General features: G+C 32.3%; 14 protein-coding genes and 1 tRNA gene. 9 read left to right on the top strand and 6 right to left on the bottom strand.

The genetic code is table 11. The features are described 5' to 3' along the window. Nucleotides 1–18: 18 nt before the first annotated feature. The gene (locus ACY3JJ_RS08560; protein WP_463091616.1) at nucleotides 19–564 is read left to right on the top strand and encodes a PsbP-related protein; all 546 of its coding nucleotides are present in this window, start codon (nucleotides 19–21) and stop codon (nucleotides 562–564) included. 51 nt (nucleotides 565–615) lie between these two features. On the opposite strand, the gene ACY3JJ_RS08555 is transcribed toward ACY3JJ_RS08560, so the two are convergent. The 4 genes from ACY3JJ_RS08555 to ACY3JJ_RS08540 all read right to left on the bottom strand — a co-directional run bounded on the left by ACY3JJ_RS08555 (nucleotide 616) and on the right by ACY3JJ_RS08540 (nucleotide 4803). Then, the gene (locus ACY3JJ_RS08555; RefSeq protein ID WP_463091615.1) at nucleotides 616–1314 is read right to left on the bottom strand and encodes an SDR family oxidoreductase; all 699 of its coding nucleotides are present in this window, start codon (nucleotides 1312–1314) and stop codon (nucleotides 616–618) included. A gap of 59 nt (nucleotides 1315–1373) precedes the next feature. After that, on the bottom strand, nucleotides 1374–2861 hold the full coding sequence (locus ACY3JJ_RS08550) for a sugar ABC transporter ATP-binding protein (RefSeq protein ID WP_463091614.1): 1488 nt from the start codon (nucleotides 2859–2861) through the stop codon (nucleotides 1374–1376). A gap of 67 nt (nucleotides 2862–2928) precedes the next feature. Beyond that, nucleotides 2929–3945 (bottom strand): sugar-binding protein, encoded by a 1017-nt coding sequence (locus ACY3JJ_RS08545; RefSeq protein ID WP_463083409.1) that lies wholly within the window; start codon nucleotides 3943–3945, stop codon nucleotides 2929–2931. Nucleotides 3946–4038: 93 nt separating this feature from the next. Further along, nucleotides 4039–4803 carry an ABC transporter permease gene (locus ACY3JJ_RS08540; RefSeq protein WP_463092602.1) on the bottom strand — a complete coding sequence of 255 codons (765 nt, stop codon included), beginning with the start codon at nucleotides 4801–4803 and terminating at the stop codon, nucleotides 4039–4041. On the opposite strand from ACY3JJ_RS08540, the gene ACY3JJ_RS08535 reads away from it, so the two are divergent. Both ACY3JJ_RS08535 and pheA read left to right on the top strand, forming a co-directional pair. After that, the gene (locus tag ACY3JJ_RS08535; protein WP_463091613.1) at nucleotides 4733–5023 is read left to right on the top strand and encodes a hypothetical protein; all 291 of its coding nucleotides are present in this window, start codon (nucleotides 4733–4735) and stop codon (nucleotides 5021–5023) included. The two genes, ACY3JJ_RS08540 and ACY3JJ_RS08535, sit on opposite strands and share 71 nt — an antisense overlap. A 125-nt stretch (nucleotides 5024–5148) precedes the next feature. Continuing rightward, nucleotides 5149–6219 carry a prephenate dehydratase gene (gene pheA / locus ACY3JJ_RS08530; RefSeq protein ID WP_463083411.1) on the top strand — a complete coding sequence of 357 codons (1071 nt, stop codon included), beginning with the start codon at nucleotides 5149–5151 and terminating at the stop codon, nucleotides 6217–6219. Here pheA and ACY3JJ_RS08525 read toward each other — a convergent pair. Both ACY3JJ_RS08525 and ACY3JJ_RS08520 read right to left on the bottom strand, forming a co-directional pair. Next, a complete protein-coding gene (locus ACY3JJ_RS08525) occupies nucleotides 6195–7007 on the bottom strand; it encodes a sugar phosphate isomerase/epimerase family protein (protein ID WP_463091612.1) in 813 nt (270 codons plus the stop codon). The two genes, pheA and ACY3JJ_RS08525, sit on opposite strands and share 25 nt — an antisense overlap. Next, nucleotides 7004–7564, bottom strand: a complete 561-nt coding sequence (locus ACY3JJ_RS08520) for a nitroreductase family protein (RefSeq protein ID WP_463091611.1) — start codon at nucleotides 7562–7564, stop codon at nucleotides 7004–7006. The genes ACY3JJ_RS08525 and ACY3JJ_RS08520 overlap by 4 nt, the downstream gene beginning before the upstream one ends. A 90-nt stretch (nucleotides 7565–7654) precedes the next feature. Between ACY3JJ_RS08520 and ACY3JJ_RS08515 the strand changes: the two genes are divergently transcribed. The 6 genes from ACY3JJ_RS08515 to ACY3JJ_RS08490 all read left to right on the top strand — a co-directional run bounded on the left by ACY3JJ_RS08515 (nucleotide 7655) and on the right by ACY3JJ_RS08490 (nucleotide 12262). After that, a tRNA-Ser gene (locus tag ACY3JJ_RS08515) sits at nucleotides 7655–7744 on the top strand. Between the two features lie 49 nt (nucleotides 7745–7793). Further along, complete coding sequence (locus ACY3JJ_RS08510) at nucleotides 7794–8315, top strand: metallophosphoesterase family protein (protein ID WP_463083414.1); 522 nt, start codon at nucleotides 7794–7796, stop codon at nucleotides 8313–8315. Beyond that, entirely contained in the window at nucleotides 8312–9946 is a 1635-nt protein-coding gene (locus ACY3JJ_RS08505) for a formate--tetrahydrofolate ligase (protein ID WP_463091610.1), read from the top strand. The genes ACY3JJ_RS08510 and ACY3JJ_RS08505 overlap by 4 nt, the downstream gene beginning before the upstream one ends. A 9-nt stretch (nucleotides 9947–9955) precedes the next feature. Next, the gene (locus tag ACY3JJ_RS08500; protein ID WP_463091609.1) at nucleotides 9956–10807 is read left to right on the top strand and encodes a bifunctional 5,10-methylenetetrahydrofolate dehydrogenase/5,10-methenyltetrahydrofolate cyclohydrolase; all 852 of its coding nucleotides are present in this window, start codon (nucleotides 9956–9958) and stop codon (nucleotides 10805–10807) included. Beyond that, complete coding sequence (locus ACY3JJ_RS08495; RefSeq protein WP_463091608.1) at nucleotides 10791–11399, top strand: methylenetetrahydrofolate reductase C-terminal domain-containing protein; 609 nt, start codon at nucleotides 10791–10793, stop codon at nucleotides 11397–11399. Before ACY3JJ_RS08500 ends, ACY3JJ_RS08495 begins: the two co-directional genes overlap by 17 nt. Beyond that, complete coding sequence (locus ACY3JJ_RS08490) at nucleotides 11396–12262, top strand: methylenetetrahydrofolate reductase (RefSeq protein WP_463091607.1); 867 nt, start codon at nucleotides 11396–11398, stop codon at nucleotides 12260–12262. The genes ACY3JJ_RS08495 and ACY3JJ_RS08490 overlap by 4 nt, the downstream gene beginning before the upstream one ends. Nucleotide 12263: the final 1 nt, after the last annotated feature.

Below are 12263 nucleotides of genomic sequence, written 5' to 3'. Positions count from 1 at the left end.
TGGAGGGGATTTAAGCTAATGTTTTATAAAAGAATTTTTAGATTTTTAATAGTCTCTTTAGTTTTGCTTACTATTAACATCAATCTTATTTTAGCAGATACAGAAAGGTATATAAATGAAAAATATGGATTTTCAATAATTCCACCTATAGATTGGGAATTTAAAGATGGTGCTCCTTATAATTTGGCTGCTATTTTTGTTGGTCCTGCTGATTTGGGTTTTAGAGTTAATTTTAATATTAATATAATTAATATTCCAGAAGATGAGGAAGCTGTTATAAACGATGAATTAATATCATCAATCAAAAAAGAATTAAGCTATGTTTCAGAGGAATTAGGGGAAATAGAATTCAAAAGTGAGGGTAAAAGGGATGTGGCGGGATTTGAAGGATATGAATTAGTTTATCTAATTAAGGTGGTAGGAGATATAGCTATAAAACAAAAGCAAGTTTACTTTATTAAAGATCATAAATTCTATGTTTTTACCTTCTCTGCTCTTAAGGATACTTTTGATAAATACTTGCCTCTTTTTGAAAATAGCTTAAAAACATTTCAAATATTGTAAAAAAAGGGAGGGACTAATTTAAGTCCCTCCCACAAAGTATAATTCATAAATCTACCACGTCATAAGATTTCCATTATAATCCATATAGATGTTTTTATCATTAATGTCCCATTCTTTCATAGATAAATTATAAATTCCTTCTGCTGCTTCTTCTGGGGGAATATCAGCATTAGGACCACCCATATCGGTTCTCATCCATCCAGGATGAATTGTAAGCACTTTTATACCTTTATTTCTACTATAATTTTGTAATATAGCAGAAAGCATGTTTAAGGCTGATTTTGACATACAATAAGCATATTCTCTATCTCTCCAACAATTTGATATGCTACCTGCTTCTGAAGATACATTAATTATTAACTTCTTGTTCCCCCTTTCAACTAAAGAGAAGAAGTATTTTAATACTCTTAAGGGGCCTATAGAATTTATATTAAGAGTTTGTATGGCTTTTTCTATATCTACATTTTCGATTGTTTTTGTTTTGTCTTCCAAGTAGACTGCTGCATTGTTAATTAATATATCAATATGGGGAACTTTGTTTTTTATAAATTCAAAAGCATCTTTTACAGAATTTTCATCTGCTACATCCATTTTGTATAATAGGAGATTAGGGTTATCTTTGATCTTCTCTAAGTTTTCCAAATTCTTTCGATAGGTAGCAATTACATAATCACCCTTTGAAAGATAAAGCTCAGATAACGAATAACCTAAACCTTTTGACGCTCCTGTTATTAATACAATATAGGACATACAAATTTCCTCCTTTAAGTATATATTTTGCAATTATTTTATCCTATTTTTTAGAGATGTTAAATTACTGCATATTGCATTATAGTTTCTTGAGATATATTTTCCTTAGGTAATTCTGCTGTTATTCTCCCCTTTGAGATTATCAATACTCTGTCAGATAAGGCTAAAATCTCTGGAAGTTCTGAAGAAATAAGTATAATTCCGATACCTTGTTTTGCTAATTCACCTATTAGAGAGTGTATTTCTGCTTTTGCTCCTACATCTATACCTCTTGTTGGTTCGTCCAATATTAAGACCTTAGGATTTAAGGCAAGCCACTTTGATAAAACAACCTTTTGTTGGTTTCCTCCTGATAGATTTAATACTTTTTGAAAAATACTTGGGGTTCTAATCTTTAACTTTTCTACAAAGTGATTTGCTAATTTATACTCTTTTTCTGCCTTTATAATATAGTTTGGGAATAAAAAGGGTAAGGAAGCAAGAGATATATTCTCATATATAGCCATATTTAAAATAAGTCCTTGTAACTTTCTATCCTCTGGCACTAATCCTATACCCAATTTTACCGCATCTTTAGGAGTCCTAATATCTACCTTTTTACCTTCTAAATATATCTCCCCTTTGGTTTTTGGATCTGCTCCAAAAATTGCTCTGACAATCTCTGTTCTTCCTGCTCCTACAAGTCCAGCAATACCTAAAACTTCACCCTTTTTTAAATAAAAAGATATATTGTGGATTTTACTTGATGAAAGGTTCTTTACCTCTAATACTATATCTCCTTTTTCAGTTTCAGGTTTTGGAATAACTCTTAGGTCTCTTCCTACCATTAATCTTATAACTTCATTATATCTTTCTTTGTCTGCAGGCAATTCTCCTACCTTTTTCCCATCTCTTAAAACAATTATTCTTTCAGCAATTTGGAATACTTCTTCTAAACGATGGGTTATAAATATGATGGAAACTCCTTGATTCTTAAGATTCCTTGCAATTTCAAATAGTTTTTCTACTTCTTTTCCTGCTAATGCTGATGTAGGTTCATCCATAATTATTATCTCTGATTTTGATGCAAGAGCTTTAGCGATTTCTACAATTTGTTGTTGGGCAACTGTAAGATTCCTTACTAATGTATCAGAAGGTAAATCTAAACCTATTATTTCTAATAATTTTTGGGATTCATAGAATGCTTTTTTATAATCAAAAATTTTTATTAATTTCCCCTTTTTGGGTTCTTTTCCCAAAAAGATGTTGGTTGCAATATCTAAATTGGGTGCTAAATTAAATTCTTGATGTATCATAGATATTCCAAGACTTTGGGCTTCGTGAGGTGTTTGAGGATTAATTTCTTTACCTTTAAATATTATTTTACCACTATCCTTTTGATATATACCAGCAAGAATCTTCATTAGGGTAGACTTTCCTGCCCCATTTTCACCTACAATTGCTAAAATTTCTCCTTTATATACTGTTATATTGACATCTGACAGGGCTTGAACTCCTGGAAAACTTTTATATATATTTCTCATCTCTATCAATATCTCTTGGTTCATTTTATAATCTACACCTCCATTTTATTTTAAAGGAGAGGGGTAATAAAACCCCTCTCCTTTAATAAATTTACCAGCCTTGTACGGGAATTCCTAACTCTTGCAGCTTCTTTCTATATTGTTCTACTGTAAGAGCTTGTACGCTCTTTATGCTCTTTACATATTTATCTCCTGCTACCACATCAACTCCAGTGTCAATAATTCTATTAGCAGGTAATTCTTTAAGGGTTGCATCTACACCCTTTTGAGCCATCTTAGTAAGTACCTCTACACTCTTATAACCCATCATATATGGTCTCTGTCCTACGGTTGCAGCAATAACTCCTTCTTTTATAAGTTGCATATGCTCAGCTGTGGTATCAAAACATACTATGATTACTTGGCCTACTTTTCCAGCTGATTTTACAGCTTTTGCTGCAGCTGGCCCATTAAATGCATATACCCCGAAGAAACCTCTCAGATCTGGGTAGGTAAGTAAGGCTTGTTCAGCAAGGGTTACTGCTCTTCCTGTATCCTCAAAGTCACAGAGTGCAGGTTTTGTAACTACTGTAATTCTTTTGTTATTAGCTATACCATCCATGAATCCTCTCATTCTTTCTAAGGAATTCATAGCAGTAAGTGATCCTGTACCTATTGCTACTTTTCCGCCACGTACTCCTAAAAGATCAGACATTACCAAACCAGCAATTTTTCCAGCTGAGTAGTTATCAGTTCCAATGTATATTAGTCTCTTGCTTTGAGGAGCATCAGTATCTAAGGTTATTACTGGAATACCTTTTGCCATAGCCTTTTCAATAGTAGGGGCAATGGCTGTAGGATCGGATGGTGCTATAGCTATACCACTTACTCCCATAGCAATGAAAGATTCCATTTGAGAGATCTGTGCTGGAATATCTTCTTTTTGAGGTACAAAGAATGTGGCTTTAACTCCTAAATCTTGGGCAGCTTTCTTTACCCCTAATTCTACTTCTGCCCAGTAGGGATGTACAGATTTTCCTATAACTGCTACATGTATATCTTTTGAAAATCCAGTAGAGAATATGAAAGGAAATACTAAAATCAATAAGATAACAAGTAATTTACGCATTTTTTTATTCCCCCCTGTTAATTTTTTTAATTTAAGGTTCAGAAATTTTGTTTAGATTAACAAATTAAGAAAAATTTTCACCTCCTTTCCAACTTATGGCTTTTTCTTTTTCCTCCAGATATCTAAGGTTACTGCTGTAACAATGACAAGTCCCATTACCACATCATGCCAATAAGAAGATATCTCCAATAGAATTAGTCCATTGTAAATAACTGACATTATGGTGGCACCTATAATCGTACCAAGAATAGTACCTTCACCGCCTGATAAGGATGTTCCACCTATAACAGCTGCAGCAATAGCACTTAGTTCATATCCTCCACCTACTCCTGCCTGTCCCTGACTTAGTCTTGATGCAATTATTATTCCTGTTACTCCTGCAAGAAAGGATCCAAAGATGTAAGTATATATTCTAATTTTATCCACATCTATTCCAGAAAGTCTTGCCGCTTCAATATTTCCGCCAATGGCATATAAATTTCTTCCGAGAACAGTATATTTAGTGATGAAAAAGGAAAGAAGAGTGAAAAAAATAAGAATTATTAATGGAAAAGGTATTCCTAAAATTTCACCTTGACCTATAAAAAAGAACTTTTCTGGAAGGCCTATTATAGGCCAACCCTTTGTTATTACTGAAGCAAGTCCTCTTGCAGCTGTTAATGTTCCCAGAGTTATTATGAAAGGTGGTACATTAAGCTTAGTAACAAAAAATCCATGCCATAAACCTATTGTAGAGGAAAATAGAAGAACTAATAATATGGAAATGTACATATCAATTCCATTTTTCATGAAAAGAGCTACTAAAACTCCAGTTAAAGCTACCAAAGACCCTACAGAAAGATCAATACCTCCTCCAATAATAATAAGAGTTTCACCTATAGCTAAAAGACCATATATTGCTACTTGTCTTGCTATTACTTGTAAGTTAAAAGGAGTTATAAATTTTGGGTTGAGAATGGTTATAAATACACAAAGTACAATAAGGGCAATAAGAATGTTAAATTCCTTGAAGAATCCTCTTTTTCTTTGTTTTTCTGGTTTAATGCTTTATCACCCCTTTTTAAAAAGATTACGTTAACGTTTTTATTATATCATTAAAAAATTTTTAATCAAAACTTTTCTCAAGATTACAATAGATATTGACCTAATAAGATTTTATCTTATAGAATTTATAAAAATTTATAGATTTAAAAGAGGTTAGTTATGGAAAAATTAAATGAATTAAGGGGATTGATAGATGAGATTGACAAAAAGATTTTGAATCTTTTAAATGAGAGAGCAAAGATAGTGTTAGAAATTAAAAACTGGAAAAAAGAAAAAGACTATCCTGTTTTTGACCCTAAAAGGGAAAAGGAAATATTGGAAAGACTTATAAAGGAAAATGAGGGGCCTCTACCTCCAGAGGCGGTTTATGGAATTTTTAAAAGTATAATGAGTTATTTGAGGAGTCTTGAAAAAGATTTAACTGTAGTCTATCTTGGCCCTGAAGGAAGTTTTACACATCAGGCTGCTGTTAAATTTTTTGGGGAAGGAGTTAGATTTGTTCCTTTACCTTCTGTGGAAGATATTTTTAAGGTTTTAGAGGAAGGATCAGATTTTGGAGTAGTACCTATTGAGAATTCTTTAGAAGGAACAGTAGGGGTTACTATGGATTTTTTAGCAATTACTACAAATAAGGTAATAGGTGAGGTATATTTGGACATTAGACATTCCTTATTATCCACAGAGAAGGATATTAAAAAGATTAAAAAAGTTTATTCTCATCCTCAAGCATTAGCCCAATGTAGGAGATGGATGAGGCAAAATTTACCTGATGTAGAAGAAATACCAACTTCTAGTACTAGTTATGCTGCCATGTTAGTGTTAAAAGAAAAAAATAGTGCAGCAATAGCAAGTAATTTTGCAGCTGAAATTTTTGGCTTAAATATAATGGCTGAAAATATACAAGATGCATGGAATAATAAGACGAGATTCTTAGTGCTTGGTAAAAATATTCCAAAACCGACGGGTAAGGATAAAACCTCCATAATTTTTTCAGTGAAACATCAAGCGGGAGCTCTTTATAGGGCTTTACGGCCTCTTCATGATTTTGGATTAAATATGACTTTAATTCAATCAAGACCAGTGCCTTCTAAACCTTTTGAGTATAGATTTTTTGTTGATTTTCAGGGACATGTTGAAGATGATAAAGTAAAGGGAGCATTGGATAAGATAAAGGAAGAATGTTTAGATTTTAAAATACTTGGTTCTTATCCAGAAGCTAATGATTTCTGAGGTAGATGTTTAATTATAAATTCTTTACTATAGATTAGATCTTCTATCTTATCGTTAAATACAGTCTCTACTGTTAGGATACTGTCATAGTTTATCTCAAAAAGTTTTTCGAAGAGTTCTTTGAAGTTTATAAAGCCTTCACCAAGTTTTAGGTATCTTCTATTTCCTTCTTCGTCAAAACTTTTTCCATCATAATCTCTTATATGAATATTCTTCAGATATTTGGAGAGAAGGTCTTTAGGGTATTTGTCTAAGGAATAGGGCGTGGAATAAAGATATTCTATATCAATGGTTATTCCAAAACCATCCTTATATTTTTCACAAATGTTTTTAAAAAACTCTGGGGGATCTATAAGGTATGGTACATTTTCTATTGTAAGTGTAACATTGTTTCTTTTAGCAAAAAGTAAAATATTGTCCAAAATGTAGAATATTGTTCTTATTAAGGATTTAAAGTTTTTTTGAAATGGTGGATGTAAAACTATATAATTTACCTCTAATTCTGATGCCTTTTTGATTAATTTAGTTAAAGGAGTAAAAATTTCTTTTAAGGGTCGATGAAGAGTATTTTTAGGGGCATGAATCGTAAGTATTTTTCCTTTTATTTTTGAAGCTTCTTGGAATACGATTTCTTTTTGTTCATCAGAGAATACATTTGGTATAAAAAGTTCTATACCATCATAGCCATGTTTAACTATATTGTTGATAGCTTCTATAGAATCTTTTAATTTTTGTTCTGTAGATGAGGATGGATCAATAAAAGCTGCTGTAGAACACGATATTTTCATTTTTCTGTATATTTATTTATAAATACAAATTTTTCTATAGGAAGCCTTTCTGGTCTTTTTAATTCTCTTTCTTTTTGTTCATCAGATAATAAAGTACTTAGCTTTTCAGCTTTTTTCCCAAATATAATAAGGGCTATTACTTGCATATCCTCAGGTATGTTTAAAATCTTTTTAACCTTTTCTTCATCATAACCTGCTATTGGATGAGCTATTATTTCGAGCTCAGTTGCCCTTAATAACATAAAGCCTACTGCTATTCCAGTATCAAATAGAGCATAATCTCTCCCTTTTATTTGGCAATCTAATTCATATTTTGTAAATACAGTTACTATTAATGATGATACAAAAGCCCAATTATTTCTTGGTGTTAGAGCAGTATATAGTTCTTTTAAGAGTTCTTTGTCATATGTAAATATAAATCTCCATGGTTGGTTATTAAAACATGAAGGTGCAAGGGATGCAGATTCAGCAAGATCTAAAATTAATTCTTCGGTAACTTCAAAAGGTTCTAATGATCTTAAAGATCTTCTTTCTTGAATTGCTTTTTTAACATCCATTTTATAAAATTTCCTTCCTTTTTTCTTAGATTATATCACAAGATTTTAAACAAAATTAAAAATTTTTATGGTATAATTTTCTTGGACATCGGGGAGGTGTCCGAATTGGCTAAGGGGCCGGTCTTGAAAACCGGTAAGGCCTTCGCGGCCATGTGGGTTCGAGTCCCACCCTCCCCGCCAATTTTTTATTATATATTTTAAAAATGTTTCTCTAACGTTGGAGGAACAAATGTTAAAAATTGGAGTAATTTCTGATACACATCTTCCTTCTCGTTTTCCGTATCTTCCTAAAATTATTTTGGAAAAATTAGTAGGAGTTGATCTCATATTGCATGCTGGTGATTGGGAAGAGCTTTTCTTCCTTCCTGAACTTAAAAAAATAGCTGATGTTATTGGTGTACATGGAAACATGGATTCATGGGAAGTGAAAAAAGTTTTACCTTCTAAAAGGATTATTACTCTTGAAAGAGTAAAGGTTGGAATCACTCATGGTAGCGGTGCTCCATGGGGAATTAAAGACAGGGTCAAGAAGGTTTTTGAAGAAGATTTAGAGAATATTAATGTTATTGTCTTTGGGCATACTCATCATGCTCTTATGGAATGGGATGATAAAATTTTCTTTTTTAATCCAGGATCTCCAACAGATAGATTTTTTACTGATAAAAATACTATAGGTTATCTTTATATAGATGGAGATAAGGTCTGGGGAGAAATAATTACTATAGACCTGAATCTTGGAGGTATAGAGTGAAGAAGATTTTTGATCTTGTATCAGAATTGGGACTTTCCGAAAAAGATATCTTGCCTTATGGATGGTATATAGGAAAAGTTAATTGGAAGGTTTTAAGTAGACTTAAAGATAAAGAAAAGGGGAAATTGATTCTTGTAAGCGCTATGAATCCTACCCCTTTAGGTGAGGGAAAAACCACAACAACTATAGGACTTGGTGATGCTTTAAATTTTTTATCTTATAAAACCATTATATGTATAAGAGAGCCTTCTATGGGTCCTATTTTTGGAGTTAAGGGGGGAGCTGTTGGGGGTGGTAAGGCCAAGGTTATTCCAGAGGAAAATATAAATTTACATTTCACAGGTGATATTCATGCAGTAACTTCTGCTAATAATTTGTTGTCTGCTGTGTTAGATAATCACATATATCAAGGAAATGGGCTTGAAATAGACATTAATCAGATTTTCTGGAAAAGATGTTTAGATATGAATGATCGCCAACTAAGATTTATAGTAAGTGGGCTTGGAGGAAAGGGAAATGGCATACCGAGGGAAGATGGATTTGATATAACTGCTGCTTCTGAGGTTATGGCTATTCTTTCTCTTTCAAGGGATATTCAGGAACTAAAAGAGAGACTTAGTAATATTGTTGTTGGTATAAACAAAAAAGGGGATCCTGTTTTTAGTAGGGATTTAGAAGCTCATAAATCTATGGCAATACTTTTAAAAGATGCCTTATCTCCCAATTTGGTACAAACCTTAGAAGGATCTCCTGCCTTTGTACATGGGGGTCCTTTTGCTAATATTGCTCATGGTTGTAATTCTCTTATATCTACAGAGATGGCCTTGAGACTTGCTGATTTTGTGGTTACAGAGGCTGGTTTTGGGGCGGATCTGGGAGCTGAAAAGTTTTTTAATATAAAATGTAGAATAGGTGATATAAAACCCAATGTGGTAGTTTTAGTTGCAACAATAAGAGCTTTGAAGTATCATGGTGGATTAAAAAAAGATTGGGATAAGGAAAATATAGATGCTTTAGAAAAAGGACTTCCTAATCTTCTCCACCATGTTTATATTGTCAAGGAAGTATTTGGTTTGCCAGTTGTTGTAGCGATAAACATGTTTCCTACAGATACAGAAAAAGAGATAAATTTTGTAATGAATATGTTAAAGGAGAAAGGTATAAGGGTTGCTGTTTCTGAAGTATATGAAAAGGGTGGAAAAGGTGGATTAGAATTAGCAAAAGAAGTTCTTTTTGCTATTGAAAATGATCCAAATAACTTTGCTTTTCTTTATGATCTTGATGAACCTTATGAGGAGAAAATCCGTAAGATTGCAGTAAATGTCTATGGAGCAAAAGATGTTGTGTTTTTAGACGAGGCAAAAGAAGATCTTAAAAAAATAGAAAAATGGGGATTTAAAAGATTACCTGTTTGTATGGCAAAAACCCAATTTTCTCTCTCAGATAATCCTAAGCTTATTGGAAAGCCGGAGAATTTTGTAATAAATGTGCAAAGAATAAAGATTTCTGGAGGGGCAGGGTTTATAGTTGTATATACTGGAAATATAATGACAATGCCAGGATTACCTAAGATACCCTCAGCTTGTAAAATGGATATTGATGATAATGGAGATATTAAGGGAGTGATTTAGGAGGGTAAAATGGCGAAGATTTTATATGGAAAGAGTGTGGCGGAAAACTTGGAAGGAAAAATTATAGAAAAGGTAAGAAAATATATAGAAAAGGGAATTACTCCAACTCTTTGTGTAGTTAGAGTGGGTAATAATCCTGAAGCAGAGGCTTATGCAAATAGTATAGAAAAGATCTTTAAAAAATTTGGAATAAAAATAAATAATATAAATCTTGATGAAAATATCTCTATAGATAATTTTATTAACGAAATAAATTTGCTTTGTATAAATAAAGATGTTCATGGGATTTTGCTTCTCAGACCTCTTTCTCAAAATTTAGAAAAATTGAAGGCTTTCCAGTATATTCCGCCTTCAAAAGATGTGGAAGGAATAACTTATGAGAACTTAGGTAAATTGATGGCTGGTGAAGATACATTTTTTCCTTGTACACCACAGGCGGTTATCGAACTTCTTGACTTTTATAATATTCCTATAGAGGGTAAAAATGTAGTAGTTATAGGTAGAAGTATTTCTGTGGGAAGACCTTTATCCCTTCTTCTTTTGCAAAGAAATGCAACTGTAACAATATGTCACTCAAAAACAATAGATCTAAAGTTTTATACTAAGATGGCAGATATCTTGATGGTAGCTGTAGGTAAACCTGGTATAATTACAGAGGATATGGTAAAAGAGAATGGGATTGTAATTGATATAGGAACTAATGTGTTAGATGGAAAATTAGTAGGTGATGTTGATTTTGAGAGCGTAAAGAATAAGGTTGAAGCTATAACTCCTGTTCCAGGTGGAATAGGTGTAATAACCACAAGGATATTGGCGTTAAATTTATTAAAGGCTATAGAAAAGAATGAAGATCGAAATTAAAAAGATAGAAGAAATAAAAAATTTAATATCAGGAGAAAAAATATTTATTTTCTCTTGTGATAATTGTGGTTTTGAAAGTATTGAGAAAAAGAATAAAGAGATATTTTCTTATTTGTCTGAGTTAGAAATAGATATAGTGAGAGTTTATGATCTTACTAAGGATAAGTGTAATGTGGGTAGTTTAAAGAGGATAATAGATGAGATTGGGATTGATATAAGTAGAGCTGATAATATTTTAACATTTACTTGTGGGGGGTTACCTCAAATATTACCAAATTATATTAAGAAACCTGTTATCCCAGCTACTAATACCCTGAAGATCGAACCTGGTAGATCATTGGGTAGTTTTGCAAGATTATGTTCTGCTTGTGGAGAATGTTGGATTTATTATACGGGGAATCTTTGTATGGAAAAGTTATGCCCTAAAAAGATGAGAAATGGGCCTTGTGGTGGAGCAGAAGATGGGATATGTGAGGTTTACGAGAGATTATGTCCTTGGGTAATTTTGTTTAGAACAAATAGAATTTCTGAAGAAGATTTCCTCAAAATTGTTCCACCAAAAGATTTTAGTAAAATTCTTTTACAAGAATGAATTTTGAGGAAAAATTAAAATCGGGAAAATTCATAATCACAGCAGAAGTCAGTCCTCCGAGAGGAGTGGATGTTTCTTCTTTTGTTAGCAAGACTTTAATGTTAAAAGATAGAGTGGATGCAGTAAATGTTACTGATTTCCAAAATGTAGGTGTTAGAATTACCTCTTTAGTGGGAAGCTATTTGTTGTTGAAGGAGGGAATAGAGCCTATCTTTCAAATTACAGCCAGGGATAGGAATAGGGTTGCCATTTCGGGTGAGCTATTAAGTGCGTATACCCTTGGTATAAAAAATGTTTTAGTTTTAACAGGGGATTATACAACCACTGGTATATCTAAAAGTGCTAAACCTGTGTTTGATTTAGACGCAGTAAATATATTAAAGATAGCAAAGAGGTTAGAATCAGGGGAAGATTTTGCAGGAAAAAAATTAAATAAAAGTCCTAATTTTTTCTTAGGAGCAGTCTTTAATCCTAATCTTACTCCTTTAGATATTGAGATTTTAAAGATGAAAAAGAAAATTTTAGCAGGGGCCGAATTTTTTCAAACCCAATTGGTATTTGATCTATCAATAATGGAAAGGGTAAGAGAAAAGGTGGGTAGTGAGGTAAAGATAATTGCTGGAGTTACTATTTTTAAATCCTTGGAGATGATTGACTATATGATAAATAATGTTCCAGGCATAAAAATACCAAGGTATATTTTAGAAAAATTTGAGGGAAAAGATAACATAAAAAATATTGGTATTGAACTTTGTGTAGATTTATGTAGTAAAATTAAAGAAAGTAAGTTGGTTGATGGTGTTCATTTTCTTGCATCCAGGCCATCAGATATAATAGAAGTTATGAATATCTTGAGATGGTAAA

Source organism: Dictyoglomus sp. DH (assembly GCF_055181375.1).
Note: the sequence above shows the minus strand (reverse complement) of the source record. Positions and strands in the feature narration are given on the sequence as shown.

What these genes read in the sequence shown, in the direction of transcription:
- ACY3JJ_RS08560 (WP_463091616.1), top strand. Translation starts at nt 19, where the DNA reads ATGTTTTATAAAAGAATTTTTAGATTTTTAATAGTCTCTTTAGTTTTG.
- ACY3JJ_RS08555 (WP_463091615.1), bottom strand. Translation starts at nt 1,314, where the DNA reads ATGTCCTATATTGTATTAATAACAGGAGCGTCAAAAGGTTTAGGTTAT.
- ACY3JJ_RS08550 (WP_463091614.1), bottom strand. Translation starts at nt 2,861, where the DNA reads ATGAACCAAGAGATATTGATAGAGATGAGAAATATATATAAAAGTTTT.
- ACY3JJ_RS08545 (WP_463083409.1), bottom strand. Translation starts at nt 3,945, where the DNA reads ATGCGTAAATTACTTGTTATCTTATTGATTTTAGTATTTCCTTTCATA.
- ACY3JJ_RS08535 (WP_463091613.1), top strand. Translation starts at nt 4,733, where the DNA reads ATGAAAAGAGCTACTAAAACTCCAGTTAAAGCTACCAAAGACCCTACA.
- pheA (WP_463083411.1), top strand. Translation starts at nt 5,149, where the DNA reads ATGGAAAAATTAAATGAATTAAGGGGATTGATAGATGAGATTGACAAA.
- ACY3JJ_RS08525 (WP_463091612.1), bottom strand. Translation starts at nt 7,007, where the DNA reads ATGAAAATATCGTGTTCTACAGCAGCTTTTATTGATCCATCCTCATCT.
- ACY3JJ_RS08520 (WP_463091611.1), bottom strand. Translation starts at nt 7,564, where the DNA reads ATGGATGTTAAAAAAGCAATTCAAGAAAGAAGATCTTTAAGATCATTA.
- ACY3JJ_RS08510 (WP_463083414.1), top strand. Translation starts at nt 7,794, where the DNA reads ATGTTAAAAATTGGAGTAATTTCTGATACACATCTTCCTTCTCGTTTT.
- ACY3JJ_RS08500 (WP_463091609.1), top strand. Translation starts at nt 9,956, where the DNA reads ATGGCGAAGATTTTATATGGAAAGAGTGTGGCGGAAAACTTGGAAGGA.
- ACY3JJ_RS08495 (WP_463091608.1), top strand. Translation starts at nt 10,791, where the DNA reads ATGAAGATCGAAATTAAAAAGATAGAAGAAATAAAAAATTTAATATCA.
- ACY3JJ_RS08490 (WP_463091607.1), top strand. Translation starts at nt 11,396, where the DNA reads ATGAATTTTGAGGAAAAATTAAAATCGGGAAAATTCATAATCACAGCA.